The 20715-nt window shown below is 67.3% G+C and carries 20 protein-coding genes; 7 read left to right on the top strand and 13 right to left on the bottom strand.

What is annotated here, in order from left to right; all coding sequences use genetic code 11:
• The first annotated feature begins 60 nt into the window (after positions 1 to 60).
• The 4 genes from BAU07_RS22880 (at position 61) to BAU07_RS22865 (ending at position 2214) form a co-directional block, all read left to right on the top strand.
• On the top strand, positions 61 to 225 hold the full coding sequence (locus tag BAU07_RS22880) for a rubredoxin (protein ID WP_003814980.1): 165 nt from the start codon (positions 61 to 63) through the stop codon (positions 223 to 225).
• 89 nt (positions 226 to 314) lie between these two features.
• Positions 315 to 908, top strand: coding sequence for a YqgE/AlgH family protein (locus BAU07_RS22875; RefSeq protein ID WP_066665659.1), 594 nt, complete (start codon positions 315 to 317; stop codon positions 906 to 908).
• Complete coding sequence (gene ruvX, locus BAU07_RS22870; RefSeq protein WP_066662872.1) at positions 901 to 1305, top strand: Holliday junction resolvase RuvX; 405 nt, start codon at positions 901 to 903, stop codon at positions 1303 to 1305. The genes BAU07_RS22875 and ruvX overlap by 8 nt, the downstream gene beginning before the upstream one ends.
• Positions 1306 to 1377: 72 nt before the next feature.
• On the top strand, positions 1378 to 2214 hold the full coding sequence (locus BAU07_RS22865; RefSeq protein WP_084025935.1) for a lysophospholipid acyltransferase family protein: 837 nt from the start codon (positions 1378 to 1380) through the stop codon (positions 2212 to 2214).
• Positions 2215 to 2747: 533 nt separating this feature from the next.
• Here BAU07_RS22865 and BAU07_RS22860 read toward each other — a convergent pair.
• The 13 genes from BAU07_RS22860 to mpl form a co-directional block, all read right to left on the bottom strand.
• Positions 2748 to 3581 carry a symmetrical bis(5'-nucleosyl)-tetraphosphatase gene (locus tag BAU07_RS22860; RefSeq protein WP_066665657.1) on the bottom strand — a complete coding sequence of 278 codons (834 nt, stop codon included), beginning with the start codon at positions 3579 to 3581 and terminating at the stop codon, positions 2748 to 2750.
• A complete protein-coding gene (gene lptG, locus BAU07_RS22855; protein ID WP_066665656.1) occupies positions 3578 to 4756 on the bottom strand; it encodes an LPS export ABC transporter permease LptG in 1179 nt (392 codons plus the stop codon). The genes BAU07_RS22860 and lptG overlap by 4 nt, the downstream gene beginning before the upstream one ends.
• A gap of 150 nt (positions 4757 to 4906) precedes the next feature.
• On the bottom strand, positions 4907 to 5641 hold the full coding sequence (mtgA, locus tag BAU07_RS22850) for a monofunctional biosynthetic peptidoglycan transglycosylase (protein WP_066662870.1): 735 nt from the start codon (positions 5639 to 5641) through the stop codon (positions 4907 to 4909).
• Positions 5642 to 5649: 8 nt separating this feature from the next.
• Positions 5650 to 6567 (bottom strand): shikimate dehydrogenase, encoded by a 918-nt coding sequence (gene aroE / locus BAU07_RS22845; protein WP_066662868.1) that lies wholly within the window; start codon positions 6565 to 6567, stop codon positions 5650 to 5652.
• Positions 6564 to 7451 carry a TonB family protein gene (locus BAU07_RS22840; RefSeq protein WP_066665655.1) on the bottom strand — a complete coding sequence of 296 codons (888 nt, stop codon included), beginning with the start codon at positions 7449 to 7451 and terminating at the stop codon, positions 6564 to 6566. The genes aroE and BAU07_RS22840 overlap by 4 nt, the downstream gene beginning before the upstream one ends.
• A 61-nt stretch (positions 7452 to 7512) precedes the next feature.
• Complete coding sequence (locus tag BAU07_RS22835) at positions 7513 to 8610, bottom strand: ABC transporter ATP-binding protein (protein WP_066662866.1); 1098 nt, start codon at positions 8608 to 8610, stop codon at positions 7513 to 7515.
• Complete coding sequence (locus tag BAU07_RS22830; protein ID WP_066662864.1) at positions 8603 to 10375, bottom strand: ABC transporter permease; 1773 nt, start codon at positions 10373 to 10375, stop codon at positions 8603 to 8605. Before BAU07_RS22830 ends, BAU07_RS22835 begins: the two co-directional genes overlap by 8 nt.
• Positions 10376 to 10521: 146 nt before the next feature.
• A complete protein-coding gene (locus BAU07_RS22825; protein ID WP_066662863.1) occupies positions 10522 to 11616 on the bottom strand; it encodes an ABC transporter substrate-binding protein in 1095 nt (364 codons plus the stop codon).
• Between the two features lie 81 nt (positions 11617 to 11697).
• A complete protein-coding gene (locus BAU07_RS22820; RefSeq protein ID WP_084025933.1) occupies positions 11698 to 14268 on the bottom strand; it encodes a sensor histidine kinase in 2571 nt (856 codons plus the stop codon).
• Between the two features lies 1 nt (position 14269).
• Positions 14270 to 14941, bottom strand: a complete 672-nt coding sequence (locus BAU07_RS22815; protein ID WP_066662862.1) for a response regulator transcription factor — start codon at positions 14939 to 14941, stop codon at positions 14270 to 14272.
• Between the two features lie 49 nt (positions 14942 to 14990).
• Positions 14991 to 16910 carry an RNB domain-containing ribonuclease gene (locus tag BAU07_RS22810; protein ID WP_066665654.1) on the bottom strand — a complete coding sequence of 640 codons (1920 nt, stop codon included), beginning with the start codon at positions 16908 to 16910 and terminating at the stop codon, positions 14991 to 14993.
• 60 nt (positions 16911 to 16970) lie between these two features.
• Entirely contained in the window at positions 16971 to 17585 is a 615-nt protein-coding gene (locus BAU07_RS22805) for a YqiA/YcfP family alpha/beta fold hydrolase (RefSeq protein ID WP_066662861.1), read from the bottom strand.
• The gene (gene mpl / locus BAU07_RS22800; RefSeq protein ID WP_066662859.1) at positions 17582 to 18970 is read right to left on the bottom strand and encodes a UDP-N-acetylmuramate:L-alanyl-gamma-D-glutamyl-meso-diaminopimelate ligase; all 1389 of its coding nucleotides are present in this window, start codon (positions 18968 to 18970) and stop codon (positions 17582 to 17584) included. Before mpl ends, BAU07_RS22805 begins: the two co-directional genes overlap by 4 nt.
• Before the next feature lie 65 nt (positions 18971 to 19035).
• Here mpl and BAU07_RS22795 point away from each other — a divergent pair, with 65 nt between their 5' ends.
• The 3 genes from BAU07_RS22795 (at position 19036) to accB (ending at position 20712) form a co-directional block, all read left to right on the top strand.
• Positions 19036 to 19554 (top strand): TlpA family protein disulfide reductase, encoded by a 519-nt coding sequence (locus BAU07_RS22795; RefSeq protein ID WP_066662857.1) that lies wholly within the window; start codon positions 19036 to 19038, stop codon positions 19552 to 19554.
• Between the two features lie 170 nt (positions 19555 to 19724).
• A complete protein-coding gene (gene aroQ / locus BAU07_RS22790; RefSeq protein WP_066662856.1) occupies positions 19725 to 20159 on the top strand; it encodes a type II 3-dehydroquinate dehydratase in 435 nt (144 codons plus the stop codon).
• 94 nt (positions 20160 to 20253) lie between these two features.
• Positions 20254 to 20712: an acetyl-CoA carboxylase biotin carboxyl carrier protein gene (gene accB, locus BAU07_RS22785; RefSeq protein ID WP_066662852.1), complete on the top strand. Its 459-nt coding sequence runs from the start codon at positions 20254 to 20256 to the stop codon at positions 20710 to 20712.
• The last annotated feature ends 3 nt before the right edge of the window (positions 20713 to 20715 follow it).

Here is a 20715-nt window from a genome sequence, read left to right as displayed (position 1 = left end):
GCGTCCGCTTGGGCGGCCTTCTGCCGCCAGCGAAGCCGTAACTTTGATTTTAGGGAAACTATGCGCACTTGGATGTGTCTTATCTGTGGTTGGGTTTATGACGAAGAAGCCGGTTTGCCCGACGAAGGTATCGCCCCCGGAACGCGCTGGGAGGACGTGCCGCCAAACTGGGTATGTCCCGAATGCGGGGCGCGCAAGGAAGATTTCGAGCTGATGGAGATCTGAAGCAATGGATCCCCGCAACCTGACGTGATGCGGGATTCGCGCGAAATCCCGCCCGCGTGATACGGCGCAAACTGTCCAAGGGGGACATCATGAGCGACGACAACAACAAGCCGGATGATGAAGACTCCCCGGCCGTCGATTTTTCGAACCAGTTCCTGGTCGCCATGCCCAACATGGTTGAAGGCAGTCTGGCTGGCGCGGTCATCTATATTTGCGAACACACGGCCAAGGGCGCGTTGGGGCTGGTCATCAACCGTCCCACCGATCTCACCCTCGGCACCCTGTTCGAACGCATAGACTTGAACCTGGAAATCGCTCCGGTCAAGGAAACACCGGTGTTTTTCGGTGGTCCCGTACAAACCGACAGGGGATTCGTATTGCATACGCCTCCTGGCGACTACACATCCAGCATCAAGCTGGGCGGTCTGGCGCTCACCACCTCGCGCGATGTTCTGCAGGCCGTGGCCGACGGCAATGGACCCGAGCGCATGCTCGTCACCCTGGGCTACGCCGGCTGGGGGGCCGGACAGCTCGAAAGCGAAATGGCGCGCAATGCGTGGCTGAGCGTTTCGGCCGATCCCGACATCATTTTCGACGTACCTCCGGACGAACGCTATCCCGCCGCGCTCAAGCAACTCGGTATCGATCCGATCATGCTGGCCGGCGACGCGGGCCATGCCTGAAGAAACCTTGCTGGCCTTCGATTACGGCACCAAGAAAATCGGCATCGCCATAGGCAATACCTTGACGCGGCAGGCCCGGCCGATGGAAATCATCCATAGCGAGGTGCGCGATGTGCGCTTCGCGCGCATCGCGGCCCTGCTGGCTGAATGGCAGCCGCAGCGCCTGGTCGTCGGGCTTGCGCTGGATGCGGAGGGCGGCGAACAGGAATCGACGGCGCGCTGCCGCCGTTTCGCCAACCAGCTGCATGGCCGTTTCGGCCTGCCCGTCGTGCTGGTGGATGAGCGCGGTTCCAGCCTGCAAGCGCAGGCGCTGCTCGGCACGCATGCGGCGGACGACGCCATGGCGGCCGCCGTGATCCTGCAACGCTACCTGGATGCATTGCCCGGCGCCGATTGAACGGTTGTCGCCACGCCGTGGTATGGTGGCGGCCGCAACACGGCCCCTGCGAAGACCCCCCGCAACATACCCATGACAGAACGTGGATCCCGGCTCTCACCATCGGAAACTCCCCACGCGGCGACCGCCGCGGCAAGTGGCGAGGGCGGCCTGTTCCAGCAGCTTCGCCGTTTCGCGCGCTTTCTCCCGCGTGCCCTCGTCGTGGTGTTCCTGGTCATCCTGGGTTTGCTGCTGGTAGGCACGGCCTATCCCTTTATCGGCGTGGCCGGCCGCGCGCGGCTGAACCGGACATGGTCGCGATGCCTGCTGGCGGCGTGCGGCGTGCGCGTGACGGTGCGCGGCCAGCCCGCGATGCAGGGCGCGGTGCTGCTGGTCGCCAACCACGTGTCCTGGATCGATATCTTCGTCATCAATGCCGTGCGGCCCACCGCCTTCATCGCCAAGAGCGAGATCCGCCGTTGGCCCGTGGTGGGCTGGCTGGTGGCCGGCGCGGGTACGCTGTTCATCCAGCGGGGCCAGCGCCACGCGATCCATGCCGTGGGCGAGGCGATGCAGGGCCGTTTCGATCGTGGCGAAGCGGTGGGCCTGTTCCCTGAAGGCACGACGACCGAAGGGTTCACCCTGCTGCCGTTCCATGCGAGTCTGTTCGAGCCGGCACGACAGGCCGGCGTGGTCATCCAGCCGCTGGCTTTGCGCTTCCTGCGGGATGGCCGGCGCGATTCCTACGCATCCTTCGTCGGCGAGGAAACGCTGGTCGGAAACCTGTGGCGCATCCTGGGATCCGGCGGCCTGGCGGTGGATACGGTGTATCTACCCCCGCTCGAACTGACGGCGCAAGCCGGCACGCCGCACACCCGCGTGGAACTGGCCGCCCTGGCCCGCGCCGCCATCCAGGCCCAGCTGGACTGACCTGCCGGCCTGCCGGCGCGCACTGCCGCCCCCCCCCCCCCCCCCCCCCCCCCCCCGCCCGAACCCACCGCCCCCCGACGCCGCGTAAGCGAATGCGTGGCCCGCAGGGGGCCACGTATTCGCGGGCCCTGCCAGATCTTCCAACCGCCCCCCCCGTCCAGCGTAGCGGCGAGAACCCAACTCTCCACCGCTGCCGTGGACACAAGACGCTGGAGTCCGGCGAGGTGGGCGACTGCCGGGGACGGCACGTAGAGACCGAACGAGCTGGCGCGAAGGGATGCGTGCCGCACAGGTATAAAGAAGAACACCACCGCGCAGCGGCCGCAGGACGAGCGTGCGAAGTGGCGTCCGGCGCCCGGGCGCCGGACCGGTCGACCGTGCCGGCCCCGGCAGTCGCCCACCTCGCCGGACGGCCCAAATGAACACGCACCCAAACCGAGCAACCGCAACCGCAACCGCAACCGCAACCGAAGCGGCGCAGCGGTCGAGCCTCCCATGTGCGGGCCGAAGCGGTTGCCCGCGTCCACCACCCCCTATGCGGAATGCGGGTCCAGCCCCTTGCCGCAACTCACCTGCACCAGCTTGCGGTCCTGCAGGCGCAGCGCGGTCAATGTGCCGCCCCATACGCAGCCGGTATCCAGGCAGATCACATCCTTGCGCAGCAGCAGGCCCAGCGTCGACCAGTGGCCGAATACGACCGTGACGTCGCGCGTGGCGCGGTTGGGCACGTCGTACCACGGGATCAATCCGGGCGGCCAGGCTCCCGGCGCGACCTTGGTGGCGAATTCCATATGGCCCGATGGCGTGCACAGCCGCATGCGGGTCAGCGCGTTGATGATCACGCGCATGCGTTTGCCGCCGTGTATGCGATCGTCCCAGGCAACCGGTTCGTTGCCGTACATCTTCTGCAGTGCGCGGCGCCAGTTCGGGCCGCGCAGTGCATCCTGGACCTCGCCCGCCAAGGCCAGGGTCTTGGCCACATCCCATTTCGCCAACGTGCCCGCGTGCACCAGCAGATGGCCGTCCTCGAAATGGGCCAGGGGCCGGTGGCGCAGCCAGTCGATCAATTCCTCGGCATCCGGCGCGTCCAGGACTTCCTGGATCGTGTCCGACTTGCCTGGCCGGCGCACACCCGCCGCGGCGGCCAGCAGGTGCAGATCGTGGTTGCCCAGTACGGCCACCGCGCGGTCTTCCAGCGCGATCACGCGGCGCAGCGTGGCCAGCGATTTCGGGCCACGATTGACCAGATCGCCAGCGAACCAGAAACGCGATTCCGGCACCCCGACGAGGTCGGGGTGCGCCAGCAAGCGTTCCAGCGGCTCGCAGCACCCCTGCAGGTCGCCGATCATCCAGATACTGGCCGTCATACCGGGGACCGCCGCCATGGCCAGCGTTGGATCAGCATGCGCGAAACGGCATGGCGGTATTCCATCAAGCTGAGCGCGCCCAGCGCGATGAGCAGGGCGATCAGGTTGGGCACGATGGCGGTCACCCAGGGCGGCCAGCGGCTCAGCATGCCGACGTTCAGCGCGAGCTGGTTGACCATGAAGAAGGCCACGCCAACCAGGATTCCGATGAAGACCTTCGCCCCGACGCCGCCGCGGCGCGTCTGCATGAAGGCCACGGGCGCCGCGATGGTCATCATGATCAGCAGCGTGAACGGGTACACCGCCTTGCGCCAGACCGCGACGATCTGGCGGTCTGCCTGCAGATTGTTATGTTTCAGGTAATCGATGTAGTCCAGCAGGGTGGTCAGCGACATGCGTTCCGGCGTCAGCACCCGTGCCAGCAGGCGGCCGGGGGTAAGCGTGGTGGTCAGTTCGCGGCGGGGCAGCTTCACCACCTCGGTAACGGCGCCCTTGGGCGGCTGCGCGTTGTCCAGGGACTCGGTGGCTTCGGCGAGGATGCGGTTCTCCACCACATTGTCCATGATCAGTTTGCCGTCGGCGAAGCGGCCGCGTTCGGCCTTGGACAGCGCCGTGAGCTCCAGGTCCTTGCGGAATTCATACAGCGTGATGCCTTCGACCTCGCCGTCGGCCTTGAGCGTCATGATGTTGATGGTGCGCGTGCCGCCGTCGCGGGTGGGCTCCTTGAACCAGTATCCGCTGTTCAGCCGGTTGCCGCCGGCGCTGCCCCGGAACATCAGGTTCGCTTCGCTGCTCTTGATTTCAGCCGCGGGCGTCACCCACTCGGATAGAATCGTAGCGCCGATCATCAACGGGATCGTGACGACCCAGAGCATGCCCAGCAGGCGCAAGCCGCTGACGCCGGATACGCGCAGGATGACGAGCTCGTTGCGTTGCGCAAGGCCCGCCAGCGCCAGGATGGCCCCGATCAGCAGGCCGATGGGCAGCAGGTCGTACAGCCGCGTGGGCAGGGCCAGCGCCTGCAGGTAGAACAGTGCCAGCAGCGTGAACTTGTCGCCGACATTGTCCAGGTCGTCCACCAGGGCGAAGAACGTGAACAGGCCGAGCAGGGCCAGCAGCACCACGGTGCACGAGCGATAGATTTCACGGGCCAGATAGCGGCGAGCGGTGCGCATGGGTACGGCGTCGGACAGCAGCGGAGTTAGCGGAACGGAAAGCGTGGAAACAGGGGAATGGCGCAAGTGCCGCGCCGCGCGCATGCCCCTTGAGCCGGCCCGCGCCGCGAATCGGCGTAACGGGGTAGCTTAACAAAAATATGATGGCCCCTATGGAATGTCGACCTGCCTCATGCGGGCCTGCAGGATGCCGGTGCGCCGGTTCAGGTATGCGGTCGACCGATGCTTGTCGTAATAGCGCGGGTTGGGCAGCATGGCCGCCAGCCGCGCCGCCTGCGCGGTGCCAAGCCGCGCCGCCGTGGTGCCGTAGTAATGTTCGGCCGCCGCCTGCGCCCCGAATACGCCCACGCCCCATTCGGCGATATTCAGGTAGAGCTCCAGGATGCGCTGCTTGGTCATCACCCATTCGATCATATAGGCCAGGATCAGTTCCTGCCCTTTGCGCAGGTAGGTGCGCGAACCGGACAGGAACAGGTTCTTGGCGACCTGCTGCGTAATGGTCGACCCGCCGCGCATCCGGCTGCGTCCCTGCTCGGCCTGCTCCTGGTTGTATTCCCAGGCCTTGCGGATGGCATCCCATTCAACGCCGTCATGGTCGGTGAAGTTTGAATCTTCCGATGCAATGACCGCGCGCTTGAGCGTATTGCTGATGCGGTCGTAGTCCACCCACTCGAAGCGCAGCTCCGCTTTCGGGTTCTGTACGCGCAGGCGCACCATTTCCTCGCGCATGACGGCGCTGCTGCCGGGATTGCGGTGCGCGTACCAGACGACCATGCAGAAGAGCCATAGCTGGTACAGGATCACGACGCACAAAAGCAGCATGATCCCGGCCGAGACGACCCGGAACCAGGATATCCTGCCCGTCGAACCGCGGCGCGTCGCCATCGGGCGCTCTACCGGACCGCGGCCGCCTGCGCCAGTTCCTGGCGCAGCGTCGCGAGTACCGGCGCAGTATCGGGGCGCACCCCGTGCCAGATGAGAAAGCTTTCCGCCGCCTGGCCCACCAGCATGCCAAGGCCGTCGGCGGCGAGCGCGGCGCCGTCGGCGTCGGCCTGGCGCATGAACGGCGTGGGCTGCGCCCCGTACATCATGTCGTAGGCCAGGGCGCCCGGTGCATACAGCCCGGCGGGCAGAGCCGGCGCGGCATCGCCCAGGCTGCTGGCCGTGGCGTTGATCACCACATCCCAGGGCCCGCCCAGCAGGGCGTCATCCAATGCGCCGGCGCTGACTGTCGGCGTCGTGGCGCCGGTCGCGCGCAGCCATTCGGCCGCCAGCGTGTGGGCGCGCGGCGCTGTCCGGTTGACGATATGGATACGCGCCGCGCCCGCTTCGGCCAGCGGTTGCAGCACGCCGCGGGCGGCGCCCCCCGCACCCACCAGCAGCACCCTGGCGCCGGCCAGCTCGGCACCCAGGCGGCGCAGGTCGGCCACCAGGCCGACGCCATCCGTATTGCAGCCATGCAAGGCGCCGTCCAGCATCCATAGCGTGTTCACGGCGCCGGCCAGCCGCGCGCGTTCGCTGAGGTGGGCCGCGGCCAAGGTCCACGCTTCCTGCTTGAAGGGCACGGTCACGTTCAGGCCCCGCCCGCCACCCGCGAAAAAGCCGCGCGCGGTGGCCTCGAAGCCGTCCTCCGGCGCGGGCAGCAGCCCGTATTCCAGGGCGACGCCGGTCTGTTCACCGAACAGCGCATGGATGCGGGGCGAGCGGCTATGCGACACGGGATGGCCGATGACGGCATAGCGTCCCGGCGACGATGCGCCGGCGGACCGCGGGCGCGGACCCGGATGTCCGGCGGGATGGGCCTCGATCATGGCGCTTGCGTCTCCAGCGTGTCGTTGACGAAGTTCCAGGTGCGGGTGATGGCCAGCACATCGGTATCGCGGGCGATATCCGGCGGGAAGGGCGCGAAGGGCGCGGATAGCTGCACGATGCGGCGTGCCGCCTGGTTCAGCACCGCCTGCGGCGCGGGGCTGTCGATCTGCACGTCCGCCACGCTGCCGTCGGAGCGTACATAGACCGTCATGCGCAGCGATCCGTAGACCTTGCCGCGAGCTTCCTCGGGATAGTGCTGCGTGCCCACGGCCTCCACCCGGCTGCGCCAGGCGTCAAGGTACTGCGCGTAGCGCGAGGCTTCGGCCGACGGCGCCACGAAGGTGCGCCGCGGGCGCTTGTTATAGGCCTGGACGCGCGCCGACAGGGCCGCCACCTGGGCGTTCTGCAGCACGCTGTCCTGGTCCTGCTCGTCCTGTCCCGGCGTGCTGGCGTCGGGAACCGGACTGCCGGATTGGCGCGGGGGAGAGACCTGGGCGCTGGCCTGCAATTGCGACAGCAGTTGCTGTTGCGCCTCTTCGAGCGCCGCCTGGCGTTTGCGCATGGCTTCCAGGACCACGGCATTCGGCGCGTCGCCGGACTGAGGCAGCGGCGATTGCGCCATGCCTTTCTCGGCATCCCCGCCGCCTTCGATCTGCGCCTGGGCCCGCGCCTCGGCCTGCGCCGGCGCGGTCTCCGTGCGGGCATTCACCAGGATGACTTCCAGCGATTGCGGCGCTGGCCGCGGCGTGGGCGGGGACGCGAAGCGCACGGCCAGCACGGCGGCATGGACGATCAGCGAGATCGCCAGGGCCACCCAGAGGTGGTGCTGCGCCGGCGCGCCCACCCAATGGGCGGTGCGGGTCAGGGAAGAAGGGGGCGGGATGGATTGCACGACGGCATTTTAGTCGCCTTGCGGCCCCGTGTGCCCGCCCCTGCGGGCGCCGCTATGCCTGGCGCGGAAAAATCCACATATGGGACGCGGGCAGCGCCAGGCGGTATGCGCCCGGCCCGCGGCTTTCGCTGCCGTAGGCGCGCAGGGCCATCGCGGTGACCGACTCGTCGCCCGGGGGGCGGAAGACATATTCCCACCGGTCCCCCAGGTACATGCTGGTCATGAGCTGCATGTCCACATGGTTGGATTCGCCCTGGTCCTGGCTGTCGCCGGCCAGGCGCACCTGTTCGACCCGGATGACGCCGACGGCGTCCTGGCCGGCCTGCAGGCCCGCACCGGCCTTGCCCCAAAGCGACCAGCCCTCGCCTTGCAGCCGCGCCTGGCCATCGCGGATCTCGGCGACGCGGCCGTGGAGCCGGTTGTTGCTGCCCATGAACTCGGCGCAGAACAGCGTCGCCGGAGCGCCGTACATGTCCTGCGGGGTGCCTTGCTGCTCGATACGGCCGTTGTTCAGCAGCAGGATGCGGTCGGAGATGGCCAGCGCCTCGCTCTGGTCGTGCGTCACCATCAGGGCGGACAGTCCCAGCCGCACGATCAGTTCGCGCAGGAAGGCGCGCGCCTCTTCCCGCAGCTTGGCGTCCAGGTTGGACAGCGGTTCGTCCAGCAGGATGACCGGCGGGTTGTAGACCAGGGCGCGACCGATGGCCACGCGCTGCTGCTGGCCGCCGGACAACTGGTGCGGATGGCGCTGCCCGAGCTGGCCCAGGCCCAGCTGGTCCAGCACTTCCTGCACGCGCAGGCGCGTTTCGGCGGCGGGCGTGCGGCGCAATTGCAGCGGGTACGCGACGTTGTCGAAGACGGTCTTGTGCGGCCACAGTGCATAGGACTGGAAGACCAGGCCCAGATTGCGCTCCTCGGCGGGGACTTCGCGGCGCGCCGAGCTGTCGTAGACCATGCGTTCGCCGATGGCGATCTGGCCGCGCTTGGGCGCCTCCAGGCCCGCGACCGCGCGCAGCAGCGTGGTTTTGCCGCTGCCCGAGGGGCCCAGCAGGGACACCACTTCGCCCTGTTTCAGGGCCATCGATACGCCTTTCAGGACCGGGGTGTCGCCGTAGTCCAGATGCAGGTCGCTGACCGATAGTTCAATCATGAAGTTTCACTCCGAATCGCAGGGCGATGCCCAGGCCAATCACGACCAGCACGATATTGATGAAGGAGAGCGCGGCCACGATGTCGATCGCACCGGCGGCCCACAGCGACACCAGCATGGATCCGATGGTCTCCGTGCCGGGCGACAGCAGGTACACGCCGGTGGAATATTCGCGCTCGAAGATCAGGAACATCAGCAGCCAGGAGCCGATCAGCCCGTAGCGGGCCAGCGGCACGGTCACATGCCGGGTGACCTGTCCGCGCCGGGCCCCGGCGCTGCGCGCGGCTTCTTCCAGTTCGGGTCCCACCTGCAGCAGGGTGGAGGAAATCAGCCGCAACCCATAGGCCATCCATACCACGGTGTAGGCCAGCCAGACGCTGAAGATGGTGCTGCGCACGCCACGCAGCCATTCGACGAGGTTGTCGCGCAGCCAGTCGGTGTAGGGCAGGAAAGACAGCAGTCCGCCTTCGTCCAGGGCGTTGTCCAGCCACATCGGCACGAACAGGAAGACCCACAGGAACGCCAGGCCGGCGAGCAGCCCCGGCACCGCCCGCGGCACCAGCACGCTGTAGTCCAGGAAGCGCGTCACATGGTCCGGCTTGCGGTGCATCGCCAGGCCGACGAAGGTATAGCAGGTCACCGCCAAGGCGCCCCCGAATACGCCGATGGCCACGGAGTTGACGATGGCGCGCATCAGGTTGGACTGGCCCAATACCGAGCGGAAGGCGTCCAGCGACAGGACGTCGAGCAGGGAAACGCCCATGCCCCAGTTGGACACGAAGGCGCGCAGCACCACGCCCACCAGCGGCACGACGATGGTCACCAGCAGCCACAGCCAGACGACCGCGCTGGCGGCCAGGCGCCATTTGCCCAGGGGCAGCGGCCGCGCCCGCGTCGCCTTGCCCTTGACCGTCACGAAGCGGTTGGCCGTGCGCATCATGCGCCGCTGCAGCGCTACCAGCGGGATGGTCATGCAGATCAGGACCACGGCGACGGCCGCCATCAGGTGATACGACGGGATGCCGAGCTTGTTCGTCAGCTTGTACAGGTAGGTCGCCAGGACCAGGTTGCCTTCGGGATCGCCCAGCACCAGCACCAGGCCGAAGACTTCCAGCCCAAGGAAGAACAGCAGCACCGACGCATAGAGCAGCGCCGGCCGGACCATCGGCAGGCTGACCGACATCATCACGCGCAGCGGCGAGGCGCCGGCCACGCGCGCGGCCTCTTCCACATCCGAACCCATGCTGCGCAGCGCCGACGAGATGTACAGGTAGGCATGCGGCACGTGGGTCAGGCCGGCGATGATGACGATGCTCGTCATCGAATAGACGTTCCAGGGCACGAAGCCCAGCAAGTCCTTGGCCCACATCGAAAAGAATCCCACGGGACCGGCGGCCACGACATAGCCGAATCCCAGGACCATGGGCGAGACGAAGACCGGCACCAGGATCAGCGGCTGGATCCAGTTGCGGCCGGGCAGGTCCGTGCGCACCAGCAGGAAGGCCAGCATGCCGCCCAGCGGCACGGCGATGATGAACAGCCCGAAGGCCAGGATGAGTCCGCTGACCAGCGCCTTGTAGAAATCGGGATCGTCGAAGATGAAGCGGAAGGCATCGAGTCCGATTTCCTTCGACGGCATGAAGAAGGGGGCGGACAGAAAACTCTGGTAGACGATCAGCGACAAAGGCACATAGATGGCCAGGGCCGTGATCAGCACCACCACGCCGCGCGGCAGCGACTGCCATCTGGAGCGCAATGTCTGCATGGGGAAATCCTGTCGATGAATATGGCCGGTGTGCCGCGGACGGGCGGGAGCAAGGCGGCCCGCGGATGGCGTGCCGCCTTGCCTGGCCGGCCTGCCGGATAAGCCGGCCGGCCCGCCCGTTTGCTGCCCGGTGGTGCGCCTGCCGGCTACTTGCCGGCGGCCTTGCGCCAGTCGTTGATGAATTCGAGGCGCTTCTTCTGCTGCAGATAGTCGAGCAGCGTCTCGTTCACGGGGATAGGCTTGAGCGCCTTGCCCAGCTTCTTGGTCAGGCCGTCGACATCGTTGTCGCCCGGCACATCGTCACGGATCGACGCCATGTCGGCCTGGTTGGCGATGATGTCCTGGCCTTTTTGCGAAAGCAGGTAGTCCAGCCACAGCTTGGCCGCGTTGCGGTGCTTGGACTTCTTGCTGATGAAAGCGACGCGGGACAGCACCAGCGTGTAGTCGGTCGGATAGACGACGCCGATGGACTTGTCGTTGCGCGCGCGCGCTTCCGCATACGAACCGAGGATGTTGTAGCCGATCAGGTTTTCACCGGACGACACGCGCTCCATCATCGTGCCGGTGGACGACTGTACCACCAGGCCGCCCTTCGCGGTATCGCGCAGGGTGTCGAAATAGTGCGGGTCGTTGGCCTTGTCCTGTACCGCGAGCATGAAGCCCACGGCGGATTTTTCGATATCGTAGGTGGTGACCTTGTTCTTGAACTTGTCCGTCTGCGCCGCGACCAGCTTTGCCAGTTCCCCATGCGTCTTGGGGACGTCCTGCGCGGGCACGCCGTTCTTGTTGTAGATGAACACCGCCGGCTCGTAGGTCGTGCCATAGGCGCTGTCCTTCCACACCGCCCATGACGGCAGCTTGCCGGATTCCGGCGACTTGTACTGCAAGGCGTAATCCTTGGCCAACTGAAGCGCCGAATCCATCGACGAGCTCCAGATCACGTCGCCGCTGGCGCCGCCCGCGGCCTGTTCGCCGATGTAGCGGTTGTAGAGCTCCGTGCTGTTCATGTCGTTGTACTCGACCTTGACGCCGGGATAGGCGGCTTCGAAGCCCTTGATGAACGGCGCGGCGGTCTTGGTGTCCGTCGTCGAGTAGATGACGACCTTGCCTTCCTTCTTCGCGGCGTCCACGGTCTTCTGGTAATCGGCGGGGTAGCCGGCCGGCGTCTGGGCCAGTGCGTTGGCGGCGGCTAGGGAACAAACGGCGGCGCAAGCCACCGCCAGGCGTGACGGGACGGACATGGTTGTCTTCTCCATTGGAATAGTCGAGCTGACATGGCCAGCGTGGGCGCATCTTAGTGGCCGCATGCTGTCGCCGTCCTGTCATGGCGGGGTGGGGCGTTCCTGTCCTTGCGCGTCTATGGCCTGCCGGCGTGGCGCCGTGGCCGCCGCGGGCGTGTCCGTGACCAGGCGGGTCCAGTTCTGTACGAAGCGGGCATGCCGCTGCCGGTCCAGGCCCACCAGCAGCGCGGGTCCCAGCACGACGGGCTGCACGATGCCTTGCGAGCGCGCCAGGACCGCGTCGGCGCTCCAGGTGCCCGCGTTTTCGACGATGGGACCGAGCCCGCTGACTCCCGCCGCCGCGGCCTGCCCGGCCGGAGACAGCAGCCAATCGATGAATGCGCGCGCGGCGTATGCGTGAGGCGCATGGCGGGCAATCAGGGCGGAGCGCGGCAACACCAGCACATAGTCCTGGGGAAATACCACGCCTATTCGCCTGCCGGCGGCCTGCCGTGCCAGCGCATAGGAGCCCAGCACGTTGTAGCCGATATCCAGTTCATCGCGCTCGATGGCGTCGAGGATGGCGGACGTGGTGCCGCTGAGGCGGACGCCGACCTGGCCCAGGGCGTTCGTCAGTCCCCAGAAATTGGACGAGACCTGCTCATCCTCCTCGGCGAGCACCTGCCCGACGCTGCTGCGGCTGATGTCATAGGTGCCGACGCGGCCATGCAGTGAGCTCCGTTCGGTTTCCAGTAACCGCAGCAGTTCCTGCCGCGAGCGCGGGACGGTGGATTCGGTGAAGCGGCGCGGGTTGTAGGCAATCACAGCCGGTTCGAAGGCGAAGCCGAACACCTCGTCGCGCCAGACCGCCCAGGCGGGCAACTGGTCCGCGCCGGTGGCTTCGTAGCGCATGGCATACCCGTCGTTGGCCAGTCGCATTTGCAGGTCCGCCGCGGAGCTGATCAGGACATCGGCATCCTTCAGGCGCCCCGCCACGGTGTCCTCGTAGAGCTCGCGACTGCCCATTTCGCGATACTCGACCGCGATGTCGGGCTGCGTCTCCTGGAAGGCGGCGATCAGGGGTGCGGCGGCTGGCGTGTCCGTCGTGCCGGCGATGACCAGCGGGCGTCCCGGCGGCCGCGGGGCGGGAAAGGCCGTGAGGGTCGTGAGCGTCCGAGGCGGCGCGCCGGCCGCGGTATCGGCGAGCGCGGGCTCTGCGCGCAGCGGCGCGGCCGGCAAGGCGAGCAGCCCGGCCACCCCGGCGGCCGCCAGCGCCAGCACGGCGCGCGGATAGGCCGGCCGGGCGCGCGGCAGCACCACGCGCGCCGACAATCCGCCGCCGGGCCGGTCCAGCAGCCACAGGCTGCCCCCATGGGCCTGGGCCACGGTGTTGACGATGGACAGGCCCAGCCCCGAGCCCGGTTTGCCGGGGCTGCTGCGGCCGCGGGTGAAGCGGCCCAGCACTGCTTCCTTTTCGTCGTCTTCGATGCCGGGCCCGCAGTCGGATACCGTCAGGGCGACCCGGTAGCCCGAGACGGGCGTGGCATGGATTTCCACGGAGCCCTCGGGCGCATAGCGCAGTGCGTTGTCCACCAGGTTGCGCAGCATCTCGCGCAACGCCACACGGTCGCCCACCACCCGCGCGCGCCGCACTTCCGGCGCGATCCAGATACGCAGGCGCTGCGCTTCCAGCGGGCCGATGCGGCGTCGCGTTTCATTGATGGTTTCGGCGATGCCCACTGACGCATGTCCGCGCATGCCCAGCCGATGCGTGATCGTGGCGTCCATCAGCAGCTGGTTCACCAACTGGCTGGCATGGGTGGCATTTTCGTGGATCCGCGCCACGCGCGCGTGCAGGCGGGCCGGATCGGTCTCGTCCATCGCCACTTCGGCCTGGGCCCGCAACGAGGCCAGGGGCGTGCGCACCTGGTGGGCGGCATCCGCCACCAGGTTGTTCAGCGACGACATGATGCCGCTCAAGCGCCGCATGAATCCGTTCAGCGCCTCCGCCAGGCCTTTCACCTCGCGTGGCACCGGCACTTCCAGGGGAGTCAGATCATCCGGGGCGCGGGCACGCAGCGACCGCTCGATGACGGCCAGGGGGGCGAAGGCCCGCTGGATGCCGAACCACAGCAGGGCCAGCGCCACGGGCACCACCACCAGCAGCGGCAGCGCGCTGCGGTTCAGGATCTCCGTGGCCAGGGCTTCGCGGGCGTCACGCGTCTCGGCCACGCGTATGGTCACCCAGCCGGCGTGGCGGCCGGCCGATACCAGCCGGCCCACCGTGGCCACGCGCACCGGTTCGTCGTGGTAGCGCAGGTCGGCGAAGACCGGCGCGGCCGACCGCGCCAGCGGCAGGCCGGGCGCAAGGTCGTCATAGCCGGTGATGGGCTTGCCGCTGGCGTTGCGTACGCTGTAGAACACGCGGTCGTTGCCCGACAGCATTGCCAGCGAGGAAAACGGTGGTTCCGCCGTGACGCCGGTTTCGTCGATCTGGACCGACCCGGCGATGGTCAGCGCCGACGCGGCCAGCAGGCGGTCGAAGGCGCGGTCGGCGGCCCGATGGGCGTAGTCGCGCAGGAAGGCGCCCAGCGCGATCGACGCGCACAGCAGCAGCAGGCAGCCCATGGCGAACACGCGCCCGCGTATGGAGGAAGGCGCATGCAGGCTCATGTCAGGATGGCTCGTGCAGGCGGGCCTGGTAGCCCACGCCGCGTACCGTGACGATATCGATGGTCGCGCCCGCCAGCTTGCGCCGCAGGCGCGAGACCAGCAGTTCCAGGGCATTGGGCAGTACGTCGTCCAGGTCGAACAACTGGCTCATCAGCCTCTCCTTGCTTACCGTGCTGCCCATGCGGTCCACCAGGATCTCCAGCAGGCGGAACTCGCGCCGGCCCAGCGTGACGGGCACGCCGGCGATATTGGCCGTGCGTCCCGCCACGTCCAGCGTCAGGTTGCCGTGCACGGCAATGCTGGTGGTCCGTCCCGCGGGCCGGCGCAGCAGGGCGCGCAGGCGCGCTTCCAGTTCGCGCAGGTCGAATGGCTTGACCAGATAATCGTCCGCGCCCAGATCGAGCATGTCGATCTTGTCCTCGATCTCCGCGCGCGCCGTCACCACCAGCACCGGGGCTTCCATCCCGGACGCACGCAAGGCGCGGATGACTTCGAAGCCGTTCTTGCCGGGCAACATGATGTCCAGCACCAGCGCGTCCCAGGTCTCGTGCTGGCTCCAGCGCAGCGCCGTTTCGCCATCGCGCACCCATTCCACGCTGTGGCCCGAGCCGCGCAACTTGCTTTCGATGGCGTCGCCCAGATCGGGATTGTCCTCGACGAGCAGTATCCGCATCGTGTCTCCTCCTGCCGCCGCCGCGCCGGGCGGCGACCTTGCCGCGGCGCTATCCGGCCGTCGCGCCCGCGGGATCGTCGGCCTCCGCGGTCAGCGTGGACACATAGCGGCAGGCGATTTCCAGCGTTAATTCATCGGCGTCGAGCAGGTCGATTTCCACCTGGGTGCCGCGCGGCAACGCCGGCAGGCCGCCGACGCGGGTGACCAGCGGCGCATTGCCCAGCCGCACGAGGTCGTCGCGCAGCACGCTGGCGGTGGTCCGTTTGATGCCTTGCTGCGCCAGCCAGCGCAGGCACCAGTACCGCTCCATGGTGTTCTGGAACTCCGCCCAGGCCGTGTACTGCGCCTCGAACGCGCCGATGATGGCGAACAGGTCGGCGTCGCGCGGCTTGAAGGGTGCCGTCAGGCGCGCCGACACGCCGTTGTCCACGGCGGCGATCAACTGCCATTGGTTCACCAGGTCGACGTAGCGGCGCAGCGGCGAGGTGCTCCAGGCGTACTGGGGCACGCCGATGGCTTCGTGCGGCAAGGCCTGCGTGCTCATGCGTACGCGGCCGGCCTGTTGCGACCGGTAGATTCCCGGGACGTTGTGGCGCGCCAGCAGGCCACCCCACAGGTGGTTCGCCAGGATCATGTATTCGGCCACCATGCGGTCCAGCGGCGCATTGCGCTGGCGCGGCACCAGGCGCACCGGCGTGTCGGGGTCGTCCGGGTTGCCGTCCAGGTAGAAGCTGTATTCGACGCGCGTATTGTTTTCGGGCTTGCCGCGGACTTCATCGCGCCGCGCGCACAGTGCCTGCGCCAGCCGCCATAGCGGGCGCAGCCAGTCGCCATAGGGCAGGGGTGCGGCAGGGTCGTCCAGCGCGGCCTCGTTGATCGCCTGGTCGAGAACGTTATGGCGCAGGTTCTCGCGCACGACGATGCGTTCGAGACGGCTCTCGGATTCCAGGATTTCCCCGGTGTCGGGATTGGCCGTCACGTACAGCGACAAGGCGGGCACTTCGCGTCCGGCGTCCAGCGAAAAGGCCTGGATCACGCTGTCCGGTTGCATGGGAATCTTGTCGCCGGGCATGTAGACGGTGGACAGGCGCGCGCGCGCCAGGGCGTCCAGCTCGCTGCCGCGCGTGACCGCCAGCCCCGGGGCGGCGACGTGGATGCCTGCGCGGACATTGCCGTCCGGCAGCACGGTCACGGACAGGGCGTCGTCGATTTCGGTGGTGGTGACGTCGTCGACCGAATAGATTTCCGCCTCGGCCAGCGGCAGGTCACGCTCCACGGCCGGCACCGCGGCATCCGGAAAGGCGGTGCCGCGCGGAAAGTACTGGGCCAGGAAGCGGCGCTTGTGCAGGGCCAGCGCATGAGGCCAGGCCCCCAGGTCCAGCAACAGCCGGTCCGGGCTTTTCTGCAGGCGCGAGCAGGCCGATTCCAGCGCCTTCCACGGCATGCTGTTCTTGTCCGGCCGCACCAGCAGTGATTCCGCGGCCGCGGCGATTTCCGGGGGCAGGTGGCCGGCCACCATGTCGTCGACCCACCGCTGCTGCTGTTCGGCCTGTTTCTGCTTCTTCTCGATGGCGGCCAGCGCCGCGGCCAGTATGTCGGGCGGGGCAGGGCGATAGCGCCCCTTGCCGCGCCGGTGGAAATAGGCCGGCGCGCCGTGCAGGCGCATCAGCAGCGCGGCCTGTTCGGCCGGCGATGGCGCGTGCCCGTAGTAATCGGCGGCCAGCGTGGGCGTATCGAACTCATCCTGCGGCGCGCATTCCCACAGGAATTGCAGGTCGATATCGGCCGCGGCCGCTTCGGCCTGGCGCAGCAGCTCGGTCGGTTCCGGCGCCGCGAAGGTGAATATCGCGTTGGCGCGCTTGATCTTGCTGCGCTTGCCGGATTCCGACTCCACCTGAAGGCTGGCGTCCGATTCCGAAAGGATATGGCCGGCCTTGAACTGGCCGTCGTCTTCGTAAAACACGTGCATGGCGTGGTCCATCTCCGGCGCGGCACGGCAAGGCCGTCCGCGCGCGATCCTTCTGATTGATTATTGGTGTGCGGAAGGCTTGTCCAGCGCGAACGCCAGGACCTCCGGCATCCATACCGCAAAGTCGGACAAGCCGTGGTCGCTTCCTTCCACGATGCGTTGCGCGCAGCCCGCGTACCAATCGCGCATTTCCCGCCAGTCCAGGACCTCGTCGCCCGTGGCCGCCACCAGGAAGTAGCGCTCCGGGTGCGTCGGCCGCTCCAGCTGCATGGCCGCCAATTCGTCGACGTATTCGGGGCGGAACTCGAATGGCGCGCCCGAATGATACATACTCTGGTGGCCGACCTGCGTGGCGAGATCGCGCGGGGCGTGCACCGCCGGATTCAGCAGTACCGCCTTGCAGTCCACTCGTTCCGCCAGCCAGGTGGCGTAATAGCCGCCGAGCGACGAGCCGATAATCGTCAGGGCGCGCGGCGACCCCTGGCCGCGGCGGGCCAGTTCGGCCAACTGTTCCTGCGCCAGGGACATCGCCAGTTCGGCGGCTTCGCGCGGGCTGGCCGGCAACTGGGGGCAGCGCCAGTCGGCCTCCAGGCCGCGGCGTGCCATTTCGGCGGCCAGCATCCTTGCCTTGAAGGACGCGGGCGAGGACCGGAAACCATGCAGGTACAGGATCATGAGGGCTCCCGCGCCGGCCCGGGCGCGGCCAACGCATCCAGCAGCTTGCCGTGGATACCGCCGAAACCGCCGTTGCTCATCACCACGACGTGGTCGCCCGCCGTGGCGGTGCGGGCGATGGCCTGCACCATGGCGTCCAGGTCGCCGTAGCTGGACGCCCGGTCGCCCAGGGGCGCCAGGACGCGGGCGGGATCCCAGCCCAGCGCGTGCTTGCCGGTATGGGTACCGAAGCAGAACACGCGGTCTGCCGACGCCAGCGCCGGGGGCAGGCGTTCGGCCATGGTGCCCAGCTTCATAGTGTTGGACCGGGGTTCCAGTACGGCCAATATGCGTGCGTCGCCGACGCGCCGGCGCAGTCCGTCCAGGGTGGTGGCGATGGCCGTGGGATGGTGGGCGAAATCGTCGTAGACGGCCACGCCGCGCACGGTGCCGCGCAATTCCATGCGCCGCTTGACGCCACCGAAGGCGGACAGCGCCTCTACCGCCGCCGCCGGTTCGACACCGACGTGGTCGGCGGCGGCGATGGCGGCCAGGCCGTTGAGTATGTTGTGCTCGCCCAGCAGCGCCCAGCGCACCGTACCGGCCGGCTTGCCCGCGTGGCGCACCGTGAAGCTCCCGTCGGGCTGCACCGCCTCCGCCAGCCAGTCGCCATCGTTGCCGAAACGGGTCGTGCCCGACCAGCATCCGCGCGCGAGCACGCGCTCCAGTGCTTCCGATCGGGTCGGCAGCACGATGCGGCCGGTGCCGGGAATGGTGCGTACCAGGTGATGGAATTGCGTTTCGATCGCCGCGAGATCGGGGAAGATATCCGCGTGGTCGTATTCCAGGTTGTTCAGGATCGCGGTGCGGGGCCGGTAATGGACAAACTTCGACCGCTTGTCGAAGAAGGCTGTGTCGTACTCGTCGGCCTCGATCACGAACAGCGGCTGCGCCGGATCGAAACGTGCCGACACCTTCAGGTCCTGGGCCACGCCGCCCACCAGGAAATTGGGCCGCCGGCCGGTGTGTTCCAGTATCCAGGCCAGCATCGCGCTGGTGGTGGTCTTGCCGTGCGTGCCGGCCACCGCCAGCACGTGGCGGCCGACCAGGATGTGGTCGCCCAGCCACTGCGGCCCCGAAACATACGGCGCGCCGGCTTCCAGGATCGCTTCCATCAAGGGATTTCCGCGGCTGACCACATTGCCGATCACGAACAGGTCGGGACGCAGGGATAACTGCTCGGCGCCATAGCCTTCGACCAGGTCGATCCCTTGCTCGGCCAATTGGGTGCTCATGGGCGGATAGACGCCGGCATCGCAGCCCGTCACCCGATGGCCGGCGGCCCGGGCGATCAGGGCCAGGCCACCCATGAAGGTGCCTCCGATGCCAAGTATGTGCAGGTGCATGTGATTTCTCCTGCATGGCATTGTAGAGGCTGCGACGCGCGCGGGCCGGGAGGTAATATGGCGCGATGAACCGACGCACCTTACTCCGATCCCTCTGTACGCTGGGCGGCGCCGCGGCCGCCGGCGCCGCCTTGGCGAGCAAGGCGGCGGGAACGCCTTCCCCGGACCCGGCGGCTGCCTTGCTGGCGCAGGCGTATCCCGACCTGGAAGGCCGTTCGCAGGCCCTGTCCCAGTGGAAGGGCCGCCCCATGCTGGTGAACTTCTGGGCCACTTGGTGCGCGCCCTGCGTCAAGGAGATGCCGGAGCTCGATGCGCTGAGCCGGCGTTACCCGCGCGTGCAATTCGTGGGGCTCGCCATAGATACCAGTCCTAACGTCGTTAAATTTGTCGCCAAAGTTCCGGTTTCCTACCCTCTGTTGACGGCCGGAATGGCCAGCATCGGGCTCATGCGAAGCCTCGGCAATGGTCCCGGAGGGCTGCCGTTTACGGTAGTGTTGGCCGCAGATGGCAGCATTAGGAAGCAGATTCTGGGACCGGTCGATCCGTCCGAGCTTGATTCCGTGCTCGCACAGCTGTCTGGCTAACCAGAATGGACAAATAACGGGAATTGTCGTAAAAAGCGGGGTTATTCAAGGAATTCGCGGCAATAACCCTTTGGCGTCATCGGAAGGTCATTATCGCGACTCCGTTGATCCATACGGCATCCGGTCCAGGCGTTTTGGTACTGGCCACGCCGGTCCTCACTTTGGCAGCAATGGCGCAACGCATACTGGTCCTGCACGGCCCGAACCTGAATCTGCTGGGTACCCGCGAACCGGGCATCTACGGCAGTCTCACGCTGGCGCAGATCAATGACGGCCTGGTGGCGCTGGCGGCCGACCTGGGCGTCACGCTGAGCGCTTGGCAAGGCAACCATGAGGGCGCGCTGGTGGATCGTATCCAGGCGGCCCGCGAGGACGGTACCGACTTCATCGTCATCAACGCGGCGGCCTATACGCATACCAGCGTCGCGGTGCGCGACGCGCTGGCGGCCGTGTCCATACCGTTTATTGAAGTACATTTGTCCAACCTGTATAAGCGCGAACCCTTCAGGCATCATTCCTACCTTTCCGATCTGGCGGTAGGACTCATTTCCGGCCTAGGGCCGGACGGCTACGAGGCGGCGGTTCGCTACGCCGTCCGGCACTAAGCCGTCCGACCGGCCTTTCTTCAGCTCTATATATAGATATCGATACGGCGCGACCGCACGGACGCCCGTCGTCAACATACCGGGAAGCAGCTTCATGGACCTCAGAAAACTCAAGACCCTGATCGATCTGGTGGCAGAGTCCGGCATCGCCGAACTCGAAATCACCGAGGGCGAGGGCAAGGTGCGCATCGTCAAGTTCTCGCAGACGGTGCAGCCGGTGGCCTACCAGTTGCCTGAAGCCGCGGCCCCTGCTGCTCACGCGTCGGCGGCTCCTGCCCCGGCCGCGGCGCCCGTTCCCGCCGCTCCCGCCCCGATCCAGGGCCACGTGGTCAAGGCGCCCATGGTGGGCACGTTCTATCGCGCGCCCAATCCGGGCGCGGCGCCTTTCGTTGACGTGGGTGCCACCGTCAAGGAAGGCGACCCGCTGTGCATTATCGAAGCCATGAAGCTCCTTAATGAGATCGAGGCCGACAAGGCTGGCGTCATCAAGGAAATCCTGGTCGAAAACGGCGAGCCCGTCGAATACGGCCAACCCCTGTTCGTCATTGGCTGATTG

It is taken from the genome of Bordetella flabilis (assembly GCF_001676725.1).
Lineage (GTDB): Bacteria > Pseudomonadota > Gammaproteobacteria > Burkholderiales > Burkholderiaceae_B > Bordetella_C > Bordetella_C flabilis.
Note: the sequence above shows the minus strand (reverse complement) of the source record. Positions and strands in the feature narration are given on the sequence as shown.